General features: G+C 66.6%; 14 protein-coding genes and 2 tRNA genes. 4 read left to right on the forward strand and 12 right to left on the reverse strand.

The window, feature by feature from the left end:
• Positions 1-139 precede the first annotated feature (139 nt).
• Together FHW84_RS00665 and uvrB are read right to left on the reverse strand one after the other, a co-directional pair.
• Positions 140-214: transfer RNA gene (locus FHW84_RS00665), tRNA-Val, on the reverse strand.
• Between the two features lie 85 nt (positions 215-299).
• On the reverse strand, positions 300-2321 hold the full coding sequence (gene uvrB / locus FHW84_RS00670) for an excinuclease ABC subunit UvrB (RefSeq protein WP_167252201.1): 2022 nt from the start codon (positions 2319-2321) through the stop codon (positions 300-302).
• 151 nt (positions 2322-2472) lie between these two features.
• On the opposite strand from uvrB, the gene FHW84_RS00675 reads away from it, so the two are divergent.
• Together FHW84_RS00675 and FHW84_RS00680 are read left to right on the forward strand one after the other, a co-directional pair.
• Positions 2473-3024, forward strand: a complete 552-nt coding sequence (locus FHW84_RS00675) for a GspH/FimT family pseudopilin (RefSeq protein WP_167252202.1) — start codon at positions 2473-2475, stop codon at positions 3022-3024.
• Positions 3025-3067: 43 nt separating this feature from the next.
• A complete protein-coding gene (locus FHW84_RS00680; protein WP_167252203.1) occupies positions 3068-3469 on the forward strand; it encodes a hypothetical protein in 402 nt (133 codons plus the stop codon).
• Between the two features lie 131 nt (positions 3470-3600).
• On the opposite strand, the gene FHW84_RS00685 is transcribed toward FHW84_RS00680, so the two are convergent.
• From FHW84_RS00685 to grxD, 8 genes are all read right to left on the reverse strand, one after another.
• Positions 3601-4689, reverse strand: coding sequence for an alpha/beta hydrolase (locus FHW84_RS00685; protein WP_167252204.1), 1089 nt, complete (start codon positions 4687-4689; stop codon positions 3601-3603).
• Between the two features lie 173 nt (positions 4690-4862).
• Positions 4863-4939: transfer RNA gene (locus FHW84_RS00690), tRNA-Asn, on the reverse strand.
• A gap of 74 nt (positions 4940-5013) precedes the next feature.
• A complete protein-coding gene (gene ppnN, locus FHW84_RS00695; protein WP_167252205.1) occupies positions 5014-6414 on the reverse strand; it encodes a nucleotide 5'-monophosphate nucleosidase PpnN in 1401 nt (466 codons plus the stop codon).
• A gap of 170 nt (positions 6415-6584) precedes the next feature.
• Entirely contained in the window at positions 6585-9935 is a 3351-nt protein-coding gene (locus FHW84_RS00700; RefSeq protein ID WP_167252206.1) for a carboxypeptidase regulatory-like domain-containing protein, read from the reverse strand.
• 435 nt (positions 9936-10370) lie between these two features.
• Positions 10371-12083: a lysophospholipid acyltransferase family protein gene (locus tag FHW84_RS00705; protein WP_167252207.1), complete on the reverse strand. Its 1713-nt coding sequence runs from the start codon at positions 12081-12083 to the stop codon at positions 10371-10373.
• Between the two features lie 131 nt (positions 12084-12214).
• Positions 12215-12814: a YhgN family NAAT transporter gene (locus FHW84_RS00710; protein WP_167252208.1), complete on the reverse strand. Its 600-nt coding sequence runs from the start codon at positions 12812-12814 to the stop codon at positions 12215-12217.
• A gap of 41 nt (positions 12815-12855) precedes the next feature.
• Positions 12856-13623 (reverse strand): SDR family NAD(P)-dependent oxidoreductase, encoded by a 768-nt coding sequence (locus FHW84_RS00715; protein WP_167252209.1) that lies wholly within the window; start codon positions 13621-13623, stop codon positions 12856-12858.
• Entirely contained in the window at positions 13620-13946 is a 327-nt protein-coding gene (gene grxD / locus FHW84_RS00720; protein WP_026633449.1) for a Grx4 family monothiol glutaredoxin, read from the reverse strand. Before grxD ends, FHW84_RS00715 begins: the two co-directional genes overlap by 4 nt.
• Before the next feature lie 117 nt (positions 13947-14063).
• Here grxD and sodB point away from each other — a divergent pair, with 117 nt between their 5' ends.
• Positions 14064-14642, forward strand: coding sequence for a superoxide dismutase [Fe] (gene sodB / locus FHW84_RS00725; RefSeq protein ID WP_167252210.1), 579 nt, complete (start codon positions 14064-14066; stop codon positions 14640-14642).
• A 74-nt stretch (positions 14643-14716) separates the two neighbouring features.
• On the opposite strand, the gene FHW84_RS00730 is transcribed toward sodB, so the two are convergent.
• A complete protein-coding gene (locus tag FHW84_RS00730) occupies positions 14717-15871 on the reverse strand; it encodes a 5-(carboxyamino)imidazole ribonucleotide synthase (protein WP_167252211.1) in 1155 nt (384 codons plus the stop codon).
• Positions 15868-16371, reverse strand: coding sequence for a 5-(carboxyamino)imidazole ribonucleotide mutase (purE, locus tag FHW84_RS00735; RefSeq protein ID WP_167252212.1), 504 nt, complete (start codon positions 16369-16371; stop codon positions 15868-15870). The genes FHW84_RS00730 and purE overlap by 4 nt, the downstream gene beginning before the upstream one ends.
• A gap of 62 nt (positions 16372-16433) precedes the next feature.
• Between purE and FHW84_RS00740 the strand changes: the two genes are divergently transcribed.
• Positions 16434-16706 (forward strand): Trm112 family protein, encoded by a 273-nt coding sequence (locus FHW84_RS00740; RefSeq protein ID WP_167252213.1) that lies wholly within the window; start codon positions 16434-16436, stop codon positions 16704-16706.
• Positions 16707-16823 lie beyond the last annotated feature (117 nt).

The raw sequence follows: 16823 nt of genomic DNA on the forward strand, positions 1-16823 counted from the left end.
CACACCGAAACCGGCGGGATTCGCCGGACAGTCTTGCGGATGAACCGTGATGGCGAGGTCTGCCGGGCCCGGCACGCGGGCAAAGAAAAAGCCGGAACCCCAGGAGAGCCAAGCTCTTGAGAATTCCGGCTTTTGAAGATGGTGGGCGGTACAAGGATCGAACTTGTGACCCCTTCCATGTCAAGGAAGTGCTCTACCGCTGAGCTAACCGCCCACAGCCGCACCGCAGGACGGCGCGAGCCGCGTAGCATACACGAGCCGCCGGACAGCCACAACTGCCGCCCCCCTCCACCGGGGACTCAGCGCAAAGCCTTCTCGCGCAGCTGGTGGATCTGGTCGCGCAGGCGGGCGGCGTCCTCGAACTCCAGGTTCTCGGCGTGCTTGTACATCTGCGCCTCCAGCTTCTTGATCATGGCGCTGGCCTGCTCGGCGCTGAGCGCCTTGTAGTCCGCGCCCTGCTCCGCCACCGCGGCGGCCTTCGCGCCCTTGGCGCCGCGGCCGCGGGTAGGCACCGCGCTGCGCGCGCCTTCCATGATGTCGGCGATGCGGCGCACCACCGACTGCGGCACGATGCCGTGTTCCTCGTTGTAGGCCACCTGCTTCTCGCGGCGGCGCGCCGTCTCGTCCATCGCCACCTGCATGGAGCGGGTGATGTTGTCGGCGTAAAGGATGGCCTTGCCGCGCACGTTGCGCGCGGCGCGGCCGATGGTCTGGATCAGCGAGCCGCTGGAACGCAGGAAGCCTTCCTTGTCGGCATCCAGGATCGCCACCAGCGACACCTCCGGCATGTCCAGGCCTTCGCGCAGCAGATTGATGCCGACCATCACGTCGAACTCGCCCAGGCGCAGGTCGCGGATGATTTCCACGCGCTCCACCGTTTCGATGTCCGAATGCAGGTAGCGCACCTTGATCTTGTGCTCGCTCAGGTATTCGGTGAGGTTCTCGGCCATGCGCTTGGTCAGCGTGGTGACCAGCACGCGATCGCCCATCGCCACGCGCTCGTGGATCTGGCTCAGCAGGTCGTCCACCTGGGTGCGCACCGGACGCACTTCCACTTCCGGGTCGATCAGGCCGGTCGGACGCACCACCAGCTCCACCACCGAGTCGTCGGACTTCTCCAGCTCGTACTTGCCGGGCGTGGCCGACACATAGATGGTGCGCGGCGCGCGGCGCTCCCATTCCTCGAAGCGCAAGGGACGGTTGTCCATCGCCGAGGGCAGGCGGAAACCGAATTCCACCAGGGTTTCCTTGCGCGAGCGGTCGCCTTTGTACATGGCGCCGAGCTGCGGGATGGTCACGTGCGATTCGTCGACCACCAGCAGCGCATCCGCCGGCAGGTAATCGAACAAAGTCGGCGGCGGCTCGCCGGGGCCGCGGCGGGTGAGATGGCGCGAGTAGTTCTCGATACCCTGGCAGTAGCCGACCTCGGCCATCATCTCCAGGTCGAAGCGCGTGCGCTGGTCCAGGCGCTGCGCCTCGACCAGCTTGTTTTCCTTGTACAGGTATTCCAGGCGGTCCTTCAGCTCGACCTTGATGGTCTCGATCGCGTTGAGCACGCTCTCGCGCGTGCTGGCGTAATGCGTACGCGGATAGACCGTGTAGCGCGGCACCTTGCGGATGGTCTCGCCGGTGAGCGGATCGAACAGCGAGAGGTTTTCCACCTCGCCGTCGAACAGCTCGATGCGCAGCGCCTCCGTTTCCGATTCGGCCGGGAACACGTCGATGATCTCGCCGCGCACGCGGTAGGTGCCGCGGCGCAGCTCCAGCTCGTTGCGGGTGTACTGCAGCTCGGTCAGCTGGCGGATCAGCGCGCGCTGCTCGATGCGCTCGCCGCGCGCCAGGATCAGCCGCAGCGAGAGGTAATCCTCCGGATCGCCCAGGCCGTAGATCGCCGACACGGTGGCGACGATCAGCGAGTCCTTGCGCGACAGCAGCGCCTTGGTCGCGGCCAGGCGCATCTGCTCGATATGGTCGTTGATCGAGGCGTCCTTCTCGATGAAGGTGTCGGACGCGACCACATAGGCTTCCGGCTGGTAGTAATCGTAGTAGCTGACGAAGTACTCCACCGCGTTGTGCGGGAAGAACTCCTTGAACTCGCCATACAGCTGCGCGGCGAGCGTCTTGTTGTGCGCCATGACGATGGTCGGGCGCTGCACCTGCTGGATCACATTGGCGATGGTGAAGGTCTTGCCGGAGCCGGTCACGCCCAGCAGGGTCTGCGCGGCGAGACCCGCGTCGAAACCTTCCACCAGGCGCTGGATGGCCTGGGGCTGGTCGCCGGCGGGCTGATAGGGGGAGACGAGTTCGAAACGGTCGGTCATGGAAGTCACATGCGGTCGTTTCCGGACATTTTAAATTGCTCCTGCTGACAGGGTTTGTCAGCAGGTTCTGACAGGATGCGGCGTGAAGGGCCGGCAGGCAGGTGCCGGGCGTCGGCCTAGCATGGGCCTTGGTTTCCAGGGAGTTCCGAGCATGCCAGGGCTGCCGCCACGCCATCTGCCGCCGCGGGGAGTGACGCTGATCGAGCAGTTGTTCGTGCTTGCGGTCGCCGCGGTCCTGGCCTGCATCGGCCTGCCTTCGCTGCGGCGCCTGCAGGCCAACACCGAACTGCGCAGTGCGCAGACCGGGCTGATCGCCCTGCTTAACCACACCCGGGCGCTGGCCGTGCAGACCGGCCGGGTCGCGCTCGCCTGCCCCACCCGCGACGGCGACCGCTGCAGCGACGAAGCGGGCTGGGATGGAGGCTGGCTGATCGGCCTGCGCGGAGACCGGCCGGGCCAGCTCGAAGGGCCGCCGAAAGTCCGCCGCGTCAGCCCTTCCGGCCAGCTGAGCATCCGCAGCCCGCAAGGCCGCCGCAGCGTGCAGTTCCAGGCCGATGGTTCGGCGGGCGGCAGCAATATCAGCTTGCTGATCTGCCATCGCGGCATCGACGGCCGGGCGTTGAGCGTGAAGGTGTCGAATGCGGGGCGTGTGCGTGGCGGCAAGGCCACGCCGGCGCAATTGCACCAGTGCGCGGGCGCATAAAGCCAGCGGCTATGATGCGGCTTTACTTGGACGAAGGAAGGTCATGAACCTCTCGCATCGCACCTGGTTGGCCGCAGCCCTGACCGCAAGTCTGGCTGGCTGCCATCACGGCCCCACGGCACCGTCCGCCGATGGCGGCACGCTCAAGGAAGGGCTGACGGTCTACGCCAGGCACGCAACCATTGGATGCAAAGCGAAGGAGGACCTGGAGACAGCGGCGGGCTTTGCCAAGCAAGGCGACAAGGCCGGGTTCTTCAACTACATCAACGGACGCTGCGCCGCTTTCGACAAGCCCGAGGCGGTAAAGATCGCCCGCATCGAGCAGGGCACGAGCGAGCAGCTGGTGCTGGTGAAGGGGCTCGATGAGCCTTCCGATCCTTCTCAGCCGAGCGAGCTCTGGATGCGCAACACGTCGTTGACGGTGAACAAGCAAGTCCAGCCTTAGGACCAGCCGGGCGATCTTCGCCGGCGGGCTTGCGGCGATCCGAATGCAAAAGGACTTGCCACGAGGCAAGTCCTTTTGTCCGGCGCCCGATGGCAGCGTACGGCCACAGTGCCCGCCCGAAGCAGCCCGCGCTACTTGCCGCGGGTCAACGGCAGCACACTCTCGCGCAGCACCTTGTACTCGGCGTCCACCACTTCCTGGTTCGGATCGTGCCCGGAATGCTCCAGCAAGACCCAGCCCTTGTGCGGCGCGGTGATCGACTCGTAATACCGGCGCGCCATCTCCGGCGGCGCCAGCAGATCGTGCGCGCCTTCGATGAAGTAAACCGGGATGGCGAAGTCCGTGCCCAGCTTGGGCAGGTCGACCTGCGACAGCATGCCGTCGCCGTGCATGCCGACAAAGTTGAGGAAGGAATAGTCCTCGCCGGCTTCGTAATCCGCTTCCGCCTTAGGCGTGGTGTAGGCAGGCGCGCGATGCCAGCTGTCCGGTGGCGGCAGCGTGACCTTCGCCTCGTACTTGCGGATGATCCGCCGCACCTTTCCGAAGCTGCGCGGGTCGGTCCACGGAGGCGTTCCGACCTGTTCGAGTACGGCCAGTGATTCCTTGTCGTTCGCGCTGGTCGCCAATGCAAGGAGCTTCTTGTAGCTCTCGCCCTGGGTTTCCACGGAATTGACGACCTGCGACGTGCCCACGTAGGCGTAGAACAATTCCGGATGCGCCTTGGCCATATGCACGGCGAGGATCGAACCCCACGAACTGCCCCACAGAATGACCTTCCGCTTGCCGTAGCGCTTGGCGAGATAAGCGGCCAGCTCGTTGCCATCCTCGGCCATGCGCTCGATGCTGAGCTTCTCATCCGGCGCCGGAGGACTGCGCCCAAAGGTCATGCCGGAACCGCGCTGGTCCCACTGCACGACGATGAAGTCGCGCTGCCCGGCACCGTAGACGCTGTCGGAAATGCCGCTGAGCGGATTGCCGGGGCCGCCACTGATGAAGAGCAGCACGGGACTGGCGCAGCTATCGCCCTTCGCCGTCACCCACTGCTCGATGCCGCCGATGACGACGAAGCCTTCGTCGTCGACCTTGGCCGGCTTGCCCTGGCACGAAGGCGAAAGGCTCACCTTCTGCTGCGAGCCCTTGCCCGCCACCTCGGCACAACCCGCCTGCGGCACCCACGCCAACACCGCCAGCCCCAGGGCCAGCACACTCCACTTCGTCATCGTCTACTTCCCCTGTAATGGCTGATGTGCCAGCTCAGCGGGAATATACCGTGCGGCGCAAGGCACGCGCGGCGCACCGGGGCATCAGCGCGAGCCAAGCCAGAGCTTGTTTGGATCTATCGATCGCAGACAAAAACAAAGGGCCGCGATTACTCGCGGCCCTTTGCGGTATATGGCGCCCGATGTTGGACTCGAACCAACGACCCCCTGATTAACAGTCAAGTGCTCTAACCGGCTGAGCTAATCGGGCGGGGTGAGTCGCGTAGTTTGAAGTCAGCTGTCCGGGCTGTCAAGCCTGACAGCCCGGGGCTGGAAACTTCCTGCTCAGTGGGAGAGCACGCGATAGCACGGCACGTAGGCCGCGCCGCCGGGCAGCTTCATGCGGTGCTGCACGACGAAGGCCTGCAGCAGTTCGTCCAGGGCGCGCATGATGTCGGCCTCGCCGTCGATGTCGAAGGGGCCGTGCTGTTCGATCGCGCGCACGCCCTCCTCCTTCACGTTGCCGGCGACGATGCCGGAGAAGGCGCGGCGCAGGTCGGCGGCCAGTTCGTGGCGCGGGCGGTCGCGGTGGATGGCCAGGCCGCGCATCGCCTCGTGGGTGGGGCGGAACGGGATCTGGAACGAGTACGGGATGCTCAGCGCCCAGTTGAAGAAGAACGCGTCCTTGTTGTCCAGGCGGTGGTTACGCACCTTGTCGATGCCGCGCACCATGGCGTGCGCCACGGCGGCAGGGTTGTCGACGATGATCTGGTAGTGCTGCGCCACGCTGTCGCCCAGGGTGAGGCGGAGGAACTTGTCGATCTGCTCGAAATACGCAGCCGACTGGCGCGGGCCGGTGAACACCAGCGGGAACGGAATGCCGGCGTTGTCCGGATGCAGCAGGATGCCCAGCAGGTAGAGGATTTCCTCCGCCGTGCCCACGCCGCCCGGGAACACGATGATGCCGTGGCCGATGCGGACGAAGGCCTCCAGGCGCTTCTCGATGTCCGGCATGATCACCAGGTTGTTGACGATCGGGTTCGGCGATTCGGCCGCGATGATGCCCGGCTCGGTCACGCCGATATAGCGGTTGCCGCGGCGGCGCTGCTTGGCATGCGCGATGGCGGCGCCCTTCATCGGGCCCTTCATGGCACCCGGGCCGCAGCCGGTGCAGATGTCCAGGCCGCGCAGGCCGAGCTGGTAGCCCACCTGCTTGGTGTATTCGTACTCGTCGCGCGAGATCGAATGGCCGCCCCAGCACACCACCAGGTTCGGGTCGATCTGCGGCTTGAGGATGCGCGCGTTGCGCAGGATCTCGAACACCGCGTGGGTGATGCCGACGGTGTCGTCCAGGTCGAAGCCGCCCTGCTCCAGCTGGGTGGACACGTAGACGATGTCGCGCACCACGGCCACCAGCAGCTCGTTGATGCCGCGGATGATCTGCCCGTCCACGAAGGCCTGGGCCGGCGCGTGCTGCAGCTCGATCTTGATGCCGCGATCCTGCTGCAGCACCTGGATGTCGAAATCGGGGAACTGCTCGAACATCGAGCGCGGGTCGTCGCTGATGTTGCCCGAGGTCAGCACCGCCAGCGCGCAGCGGCGCAGCAGCGCGTGCATGCCCGAACCGCTGGCGTCGCGCAGGCGCGCCACCTCGTTGCGGGACAGGATGTCCAGGCCGCCGGCGGGCGAAATGCGCGCGCTGACGGTGGCCTGCTTGCCGGACTTGCCGGCGTGAACGTCGTTCATCGAATCTCCTTCGGCCGCGGAACCGCGGCTACACACCGCCCAAGCTGGGGCGGCCGGCTAGCTTGGCCCCGGCGAACCGGGCCGGTCAACCTCCCCCCATAAAAAAACCGGCGCCCCGAGGGACGCCGGTTTTCTGTCTGCAACGAGCAGCTTGGCTTGAAACGTCCGGCTTAGAACGTGTAGCGCAGGCTGAGCATGGCGGACCAGCGCGAGGCCGGGTTGACCTTGGTCGCGCTGTTGTCGGTGGAGCTGTCGTAGATCGTCTTCTGGCCCGGCTGGTAGTTGCCGTTCGGGTCGGTGGGAAGGGTGTAGATGTACTTGCCGGTGGCCTTGTCGACGCCCGCGAAGTTCGCCAGCGTGCGGGTGTAGGGGAAGCCGACGTAGTTCTGCTGGCCCCACTTGTCGTTCACCAGGTTCAGGACGTTGTAGATGTCCAGGCGGATCTCGCCCTTGTTGCCCTTGAAGATGCCCGGCACTTCCTGGCTGAAGCTCAGGTCGAGCTGGTTGACCCAGGCCGACTTGGCGGCGTTGCGGCCGGCGATCTTGCCCTGGTGGTCGCGCAGGTAGTCGTCGCTCTTGATGAACGCGTAGAACTGCTGCTCCAGCTTCGCGGCCTGGGCCGGGGTCGGCGCCGAGATGATCACCTGGCCCGGGTTCGGGATGAAGACCAGGTCGCTACGCGAGTAGGAGTCGCCATTGGCGTCGTTGCCGAACACCCAGCTGTAGGGCACGCCCTTGTGGCCGTCGTAGAACAGGCTGACGGTGGTGGCGTAGTTGCCGAAGAAGTTGTGCGACCAGGCCACCGAAGCATTCACGCGCAGCGGCACGTTGGTGTTCGAGGTCGAGGCGACGTCTTCGTTCGGGTTGGTCCAGGCGCTGTTGCTGAAGTTCGAGGTGGCCTGGCTGGAGGTGCCCGGGTTCACTTCGGTGGCGTGCGAGCCGGTGACGCTCAGGCTGGCGGCCCAGCTGTCGGAGAACGGCTTGCTCAGCGACAGGGTCAGCGACTCGGCCTTGCCCTTGCTGGTGTTGGTCAGGTAGGTCACGCCCTGGGCGAAGCGGGCGTCGGAACGGATGCGCGAGTTGTTGACGATCGCGCCGCCGGTCACCGTGCCGTTCGGGTTGGTGCCGCAGTTGGCGCCGGTACCGCCGCCGACCGACTGCGCACCGCCGATGCAGCCGTAGTACGTGAAGCGGCCATCCGGCAGCACGCCCGACGGAGCGCCGATGTTGAGGTTCTGGTACAGGATGCCGTTACGCGTCTCCAGGCGCTGGTATTCCGCAGTGGCGATCACGCCCCACCACGGCAGCTCGCGGTCGATCGCCAGCGAAGCCTTCCACACGCTCGGCAGCTGGAAGTTCGGATCGATCGAGTCCACCGCCATCTGCGGGGTGACGCCGGCGCCCGAGGTGTTCTGCTGCAGCGGGTTGGAGCTGAACGGCGGGCACGGCACGTTGTTGTTGTTGCCGAAGCGGCACAGGCCCGAGGTCTGGCGGTCGTACTGGTAGGTGACGATGTTGATGCCGTTGTTCTGGTACGGGTTCGTCATCCACACGGTCGGCGGGCTGGACTGGAACAGGCCCACGCCGCCACGCAGCTGGGTCTTCAGCTCGGTGTCGAAGGTGTAGTTGAACGAGAAGCGCGGCTGCACCAGGGTGCTGCCATTGATGGTGCCGGCATTGCTGAAGCCGAAGCGCTGCTGGAACGTGGCGTTGTACAGCGGCTTGTCGTCGGTCATGTAGTGATTGACGCGGAAGCCGTACTGCACCGACAGGTTGTTGTTGACCTGCCAGGTGTCCTGCAGGAACACGTCGCGCTCGCGCAGTTCCCACTTCGCCGCGATGCCGTTGATGTCGTAGCCCGGCGCCGGCTGGTACAGGCTGTAGCTGGAGTACAGGCCCTGCTCGATCGCCGGGATGCTGTTGAAGGTGTACGCGCCGAACTCGGTGCGGCCGAACAGGTTGTAGATGCGGTTGCGGCTGTAGTCGATGCCGCCCTTCACCGTGTGGTCGCCCAGGTACAGCGTGCCGGCCCAGAAGCCGCCCAGGTTCTTCACCTTGGCCGAGTTGTAGTGGCTGAACTGGTCTTCGCCCAGGTTCACCGTCGGCGCGGAGGTGCTGGTGACGTTGCTCGCGCGCACGGTGATCTGCGGCTGCTGGGTCGACACCGTGCGGTGCAGGTAGAAGTCGCTGTACGAGAGCTTGGTCTCGGACGAGAAGATGTCGCTCCAGTCGTCGAAGAACTGCAGCGTGTAGTTCTTGTTGTCGGTGGCGACGTTGTACCAGTAGCTGCTCAGGCCGATCGAGTTGGTGCTGTTGCCCTGCGGGTTCGGCTTGAATTCCTTGGTGCGCTGGTAGGCGAAGCTGGCACGGTGGTGGTCCGTGATGTTCCAGTCCAGCTTGGCCAGGTAGCGCTTGTCGTCCAGGGTGCCGGCGTCGGCGCCGAGGCTGCCCGGGGTCAGGCCGAGGCGGGTCGCGGCATTGGTGATGCGCGCCAGGTCGCTGGGCGAGATCTTGTTGCTGGTGGAGCCGCCGGTCAGCGTGCTGTCGAGGCCGTTGGCGGCGCCCGAGCTCAGGCCGGTGACCTTTTCCTTTTCGTAGCTGGCGAAGAAGAACAGCTTGTCCTTGATGATCGGACCGCCGAAGGTCACACCCGCCTTCCAGTTGGTGTCGAACTCGGTGTAGTCGCGGTTCTTCTGCAGCCAGCCGGCCTTGCCGACCATGTCGTCGGTGTTCTTGTAGGTGTAGTACACCGAGCCGTGGAAATCGTTGGTGCCGCTCTTGGTGACGGCATTGATTTCGGCGCCGACGGAGTCGGAGGTCACGTCATAGTTGGCGGTGGAGATCGAGTATTCCTCGATGGTGTCCATCGCGATCGGCGAACCGACGGTCGGCAGGCCGCTGCCGTTCAGGCCGAAGGGGTCGCCCACGCCGAGGCCGTCGACCTTGATGCTGTTGAGGCGGGCGTTCTGGCCGTTGGCCGAGATGGCGCCGGTGACGTGGTCCACGTTCACGCGCGGATCGAGGCGGGCGATGTCGGCGATGTTGCCGCTCGGCGCCGGGGTCATCTTGAGCTGGCGCTGCGACACGTTGGTCGACAGGCCCTTGTTCTCCGAGGTGAAGAGCTGCGAACCGGCCGTGGCGGAAACGGTCACGCCCTCCAGGTTCTTGGCGGCGACGGCGGCGCCGACGGTCAGGTTCACCGCGGTGTCCTGCGACAGCTGCAGGAAGACGTTGTCCTGCTCGGTGGTCTGGCCGTCCTTGGTCACCTTGACGTCGAACGGACCGCCCACGCGCAGGCCCGAGGAGGCGTAGCGGCCGTTGGCGTCGGTGGTGACGGTCTTGGTGGTGCCCGACGGCTCGTGCACGATCTGCACGGTGGCGCCGGCAACCGGCTGGCCATTGCCATCGAGCACGCGGCCGCTGATGGAGGAGGACGTGTCCTGGGCGATCGCCGGCACCGACATGGCGAGCATCGACGCGATCGCAAACGGCAGGACCTTGGCACGAATTCGGCTATTCACTGTGATTGACCCCTTGGGCGCGCAACTTAAAAAAACTGACGAGCGGAAACCAAAAATGCCGATGCCCGGCTCCAGCCAGGCAGTGATTCCACGCAGATTGGTTTCCCCGGAATGTTTTGTAGCTGTCCGAAGCTTTGCTTGGTGCTGCTTTCTTGTGGCGAGACCGCCCCGCCTGCCAACAAAGTGTTAAACGGACTTTAACGGCATTCTATGACACTTATGTAACGGTTTCACGTTCTTTTTATCTCTGCGCCGCCCCATACCACTGCAGTGGAGTGCGACACAAGTGACGATAAAACAGTTACTTGACCACGGAGGTACTTAAACCACCAGCCTTCGTCCCCTGGGGTCCGGCACGGCCGCGGCACATGACGGACCAACGAAAGCTTAAGTCAGGCTAGCAGCCTGACTTGGGCTACGGCATAAGAACTTTCCCTAGGATTTACCCAGGTAACGCGCCCGCTTGGCGGGCTTCAAGGTGGCCAGGTCCAGCATGACCAGGCCATCGACGCAGCCCGAGAAGCTCGGGTCTTCGCCGAAATCGAGGAACTGCACGCCTTCCGGCTCCACCAGGTCCACGTACTGGCGGTACAGCACCGGCAGGCTGACGCCCAGCGCATCCAGATGGTGCTTGAGCTTGCCCAGGCCGGCGGCCGGATCCAGGCCTTCCAGCGCAGCGCGCACCAGGTCGATCACCGCCGGCGAAATCACGAACGGCTGGCGCGCGGCGGCCAGGCCGGTCACGCCGAAATAATGCTGGTGGGCCGCGGCGATCCACTCGCGCGCTTCGCGCGGCAGGCTCACCGACATGCTGACCGGACCGAACAGGTAGCGCAGGTCCGCGTGGCGCTGCAGGTACAGGCCGATGCCCTGCCACAGCTGGTCCAGCGCACGCGAACGCCAGTAAGCCGGCGCGATGAAGCTGCGGCCCAGCTCCAGGCCCTGTGCCAGGCGCGATTCCAGCGCCGGCGAATAATTGAACAGGCTGGAGGTGTAGAGACCCTTCATGCCGCGCTCGGCGATGATCTTGCCGCCGTGGCCGAAGCGATACGAGCCGACGATGCGCAGCGCCTTCGGATCCCACAGCACCAGGTGCTCGTAATGCGGGTCGTAGACGTCCAGGTCGCGCCGCGCGCCGGTGCCCTCGCCGACCCGGCGGAAGGTGAGCTCGCGCAGGCGGCCGATCTCGCGCAGCGCCGCGCTGTCGGTGGCGCCCTGCAGCAGCAGCACCTGCTTGCCGTCGTTGAGGTCGGCGAGTTTTTCGGCGCGCGCGGCGAGATCCGCCACCACGCGCTCGGTCGGTTCCGGATGCGCGATCGGCGCCTGCCCGCCGAAGATCAGCCCGCGATGGCGGCCCACGCGGTACACGTGGCGGCGCATCAGCTTGGCGGCGCGCTGGGTCGAGCCCTCGCTGCGCTGTTCGAGCTCGTCCGCGCTCACCAGGGCGCCGACGCTGAAGCCGATGCGGCGCTTGATCGGCGCCACCGCTTCGCGCGGCAGCATCGCGGTGCTCAGCGGCTTGGCCAGCATGGACAGGCCATAGAACATGGTGGAATTGCGCGCGGCGACGTGGATCGGCAGCACCGGCGTCTTGCTGCGGAAGGCCAGGCGCGCGAAACCGTCGGACCAGCGCCCGTCGCGCACGCCGTCCGGGCGCATCCGCGAGACTTCGCCGGCCGGGAACACGATCAGCGCTTCGCCGCGGTCCATCGCGCGGAAAATTTCGCGCATGCGCGACGCCGCGCCCTTGCCGAACACGTCGACGTGCAGCATCAGGCGATTGAGCTGCGGGATCGAAGCCAGCCAGTCGTTGCCGAGGATCTTGACGTCGCTGCGCACCGAACCGACCAGGTGCAGCAGGGTCAGCGCATCGACCATGCCCAGCGGATGATTGGCCACCACCAGCACGCCACCCTCGACCGGGATGTTCTCGCGCTCGCGCGGATTGACGTAGTAGTTCGCGCCCAGCACTTCCAGCGACTTCTCCACGAAGTCGAAACCCTCGGCTTCGCCGATGGCCGTGAGGACACGATTGAAACCGCCTTCATCGGCGAGGCGGCCCAGCAGGCCCGCCGCCGAACGCAGCAGACCGGGATGCTGAGCCAGCCATGGCAGACGTTCAGTGAGGGTCTGTTCGACGCTTAGCATGATCGTCTCCTTAACGACTTCGCCCATGCTCGCCGCGGATTATGACAGCAAGGTGATCCCGGGAGGGCAAGCCGTTCGGCACGGGTGTTTGTATCGAGGGAATCGTACCGAGCAAATCTGCCCGGATCGTTTCAAACGGCGAGATGCAGATACGCCGCCAGCCCGCCCAGGAACATCTGCACCGACAGCGCGATCAGCAGCATGCCCATCACCCGCTCCAGCGCGGTGAGCACGCTCTCGCCGAGCCAGCGGAACAGATAAGTGGAGCACAGCAGGATGACCGCGGTCGCCAGCCAGGCGCCGAGCAGCGCGATCGCCCAGTCGGCGGTGCGGCCGGGCTGCGTATTGGTGAGCAGCAGCAACGCGGCCATCGCCGACGGGCCGGCCACGCCGGGGATCGCCATCGGCACGATGAAGGGTTCGCCTTCGCCGGACTTGCCGAAAATGCCGCCGCCGTCCGCCGGCGGAAACACCATGCGGATGCCGATCAGGAACAGCACGATGCCGCCGGCGATGCTGATCGATTCCTGCCGCAGCTGCAGCAGCTTGAGCAGGTGCTGGCCGCCGATCAGGAAACCCAGCAGCACGCCCAGCGCGATCAGCAGCTCGCGCACCATCACGCGGCGCCGGCGCTTGGGCGCCACATCCTTGAGCAGGCTGAGGAAGATCGGGATGTTGCCCAGCGGATCCATGATCAGGAACAGCAGGATCGCCGCCGACAGCGTGGTCATCTGCGTTTCCATTTCAGCTCCCCTGTACTGCGCACATGCGTTCAATCATGGCGCAGGTCGAGCATGCCGCCGCGCGCCGCCGCGCCCTGCGGGCTGAGCAGATAGACCGCAGCTTCCGCGGTGGCATCCGGCAGCGGCAGCTTGCTGGTGTCTTCGCCGAAATACGCCTGGCGGCGCAGCGCGGTGCGCATCGGCGCCGGCAGCAGCGCGTGCGCGCGCAGCGGCGTGTGCTCGGTTTCCTGGTGCAGGATCTCGACGAAGCGCTCGGTCGCGGCCTTCGACACGCCGTACGCGCCCCAGTGCGCCTTGCGCACCAGCTCGGGGTTGTCCAGCACGAACACCACGGCGCTGTCGGACGCGGCGGTGAGCAGCGGCATGCAGGCCTGGGTCAGCGCGAACGGCGCGGACACATTCACGTGCAGCGCGCGCAGCCATTCGTCCGGCTTGTGCATGCCGATGGGCGTGAGGCCGTCGAAACTGGCGGCGGCATGCACGATGCCGTCGAGGCGGCCGAAGTCGCATTCGAGGCCGTCGGCGACGGCCTGGTAGTCGTTCGGCGTGGCGGCTTCGAGGTCCAGTGGATGGATCACCGGCTCGGGCAACTGCGCGGCCACCATCGCGTCGTAGAGCTGTTCGAGCTGGCGCTTGCGCCGGCCGGTAAGCACCACGGTGGCGCCCGCGCGCGCCGCGGCATGCGCCACCGCGCTGCCCAGGCCGCCGTAGGCGCCGGTGACCAGGATCACGCGATGCGCCAGCGAACCCGGCTGCACCGACCAGCCGGCGGGAAAGCGAACACTGGCCAGCGTCATGCCTGCGACGCCCCGCTGACGTCGAGCACCATGCGCGCCAGCTCGCCGGAGGCCTTGAGGTCTTCGACGATGTCGCAGCCGCCGATCAGCTCGCCCTGGATGAACAGCTGCGGGAACGTGGGCCAGTTGGCGTAGTGCGGCAGCGCGGCGCGCACTTCCGGATCGGCCAGCACGTTGACGGCATGCACCTCGGCGCCCGCCTCCTTCAACGCCTGCGCGGCGCGGCTGGAGAAGCCGCACATCGGGAACTGCGGCGTGCCCTTCATGAAGAGCACGATGGGGTGCTCGGCGAGCACGGCCTTGATTCGCTCGTTAACGTCCATAGCTCGGGGATTCATCATTACAATGCGGCAAGATCGGTAGTGTATCAGTCGCGCACCGGCCCGCCGTCCCGCGGCGCCCGCCGCGACTTTCCTTAGCCAACCGCCCAGGAGCCTCCCATGGCGTTCGAACTCCCCCCCCTGCCCTACGAAAAGAATGCGCTCGAGCCGCACATCTCCGCCGAGACGCTGGAGTACCACTACGGCAAGCACCACCAGGCCTACGTGACCAACCTCAACAACCTGATCAAGGGCACGGAGTTCGAGAACGCCTCGCTGGAAGACATCATCAAGAAGTCGTCCGGCGGCGTATTCAACAATGCCGCCCAGGTGTGGAACCACACCTTCTACTGGAACAGCCTCAGCCCCAAGGGCGGCAACGAGCCCAGCGGCAAGCTGGCCGACGCCATCAACAAGGCCTTCGGCTCGTTCGAGAAGTTCAAGGAGGAGTTCTCCAAGTCGGCCGTCGGCAACTTCGGTTCCGGCTGGACCTGGCTGGTGCAGCGCCCGGACGGCTCGCTCGGCATCGTCAACACCTCCAATGCCGCCACGCCGATCACCGGCAGCGACAAGCCGCTGCTGACCTGCGACGTGTGGGAACACGCCTACTACGTGGACTACCGCAACGCCCGCCCGAAGTACGTGGAAGCGTTCTGGAACCTGGTGAACTGGGACTTCGCGGCCAAGAACCTGGCCTGATCCCTCCAGGGTCCGCATGAAAAAACGGAGCCGGCGACGGCTCCGTTTTTTTGTGGTGCCTGCCGCGCGGCCGGTCAGCCCAGCACGCGCACCGCGGGTTCCGCCTGCGCTTCGCGCTCCAGCGCGCCGGCCAGGTCGGCCAGCCGCTGCGCCATCGACTGCGCATCCGTCGCGCACACCGTCGCATGCCCCACCTTGCGGCCCGGGCGCGGCTGCTTGCCGTAGTCGTGCCAGTGGCCATCGACCGCGCGCAGCACCGGCGCGGCGTCGGGCAGCTCGCCGATCCAGTTGAACATCGCCGACAGGCCGCGCGCGCCGGTGTCGCCCAGCGGCAGGCCGAGCACGGCGCGCACGTGGTTCTCGAACTGGCTGGTGATGGCGCCTTCGATGGTCCAGTGGCCGGAGTTGTGCACGCGCGGCGCCATCTCGTTGCCGAGCAGCTGGCCGTCCTTGACGAACAGTTCCAGCGCGAACACGCCCACGTATTCCAGCCGCTCGGCCAGCGTGCGGGCCAGCGCGGTGGCGCGCTGCTGCAGGCCGCCGACGGCGGGCGCCGGGGCCAGGCTGAGCGAGAGCACGCCGTCGGTGTGCCAGTTCTGGGTCAGCGGCCAGGTACGGAAATCGCCGTCGCGGCCACGCACCGCCACCACCGAGAGCTCGCGCTCGAACGGCACGAAGGCTTCCAGGATCAGGCCATGCGCGGCGGCCTGCGCGCCCAGCGCGGCCCAGGCCGCGTCGGCGTCGGCCGTGCTGCGCAGGCGGAACTGGCCCTTGCCGTCGTAGCCGAGGCGGCGCGTCTTGAGGATGGCCGGCGCGCCGACCGTGGCCAGGGCGCGATCGAGATCGGCGCGGGTGTCGACCGCCATGAAGGCCGGCGTGTCCAGGCCGCACTCGCGGAACAGGGTCTTCTCGGCCAGCCGATCCTGCGCCACTGCCAGCGCGCGCGGAGCGGGAAACACCGCCACGCGCTCGGCCAGCCAGTGCGCGGTTTCGGCCGGCACGTTCTCGAAATCGAAGGTGACCACGTCGACCTGGCGCGCGAAGCCTTCCAGCGCGGCGTAGTCGGTCCAGTCCGCCGCCAGCAGCGGCGCGACCTGGGCGGCGCAGGCGTCGGGCGCGCTGTCCACCACCAGAGTCTTCACGCCCAGCGGCGCCGCCGCCAGGGCCAGCATGCGCGCCAGCTGGCCGCCGCCGAGGATGCCCAGCACGGGTTGGCGGCGCGCGCTCATTGGCGGGGGTCCGGGTTGTCCAGCACGGTCTGCGTCTGGCGGGCGCGGAAGGCGTCCAGCGCGGCGGCGAGTTCCGCGTCGTGCAGCGCCAGCACGGATGCGGCGAGCAGCCCGGCATTGGTGGCGCCGGCGCGGCCGATGGCCAGGGTGCCGACCGGGATGCCGGCCGGCATCTGCGCGATGGAAAGCAGGGAATCCATGCCGTTCAAGGCCTTGGACTGCACCGGCACGCCCAGCACCGGCAGCCGCGTCTTGGCCGCGAGCATGCCCGGCAGATGGGCGGCGCCGCCGGCGCCGGCGATGATCACCTGGATGCCGCGGCCCGGGGCCTCTTCGGCGTACTGGAACAGCAGGTCCGGCGTGCGGTGCGCGGAGACCACGCGCACTTCGTGCGGCACGCCCAGCTCGGTCAGCACGCTGGCCGCATGCTCCATGGTTTCCCAGTCGGAACGGGAGCCCATCACTACGCCCACCAGCGGCGCCTTGCCTGTCGAAGTCATGGTCCGGCCATCCAAAAGGGGCTATTGTACGGACCTTTCCGCGTCACCACACGACTCCCTACATGGACAAGCGCCTGCTCGACATCCTCTGCTGTCCGGTCAGCAAGACCCCGGTGCGGCCGCTCGGCAAAAGCGAGCTGGACGCCCTCAACGCCGCCATCGCCCAGGGCCAGGTCGACAACGTGGCCGGCGCCCGGGTGGAAGCCTCCCTGCAGGAAGGCCTGATCACGGTCGACCGCAAGGTCATCTACCGCATCGACGAAGGCATCCCCGTGATGCTGCCCGAGGAGGGCATCGGCACCACCCAGCTGCGGGATTTCCCCGCGGCGGCCTGAGCCAGGCCGGATGGTGGGTTGCGGGACGGCGGCAATGTCCCCAGATGCGAACCTGAGCATGACATGACAGTGATCTTTCGCGTATCGTTTCCGGTCATGCGGTCGGCGTAGCCGCCT

Source organism: Dyella sp. SG562 (assembly GCF_011759495.1).
Lineage (GTDB): Bacteria > Pseudomonadota > Gammaproteobacteria > Xanthomonadales > Rhodanobacteraceae > Dyella_D > Dyella_D marensis.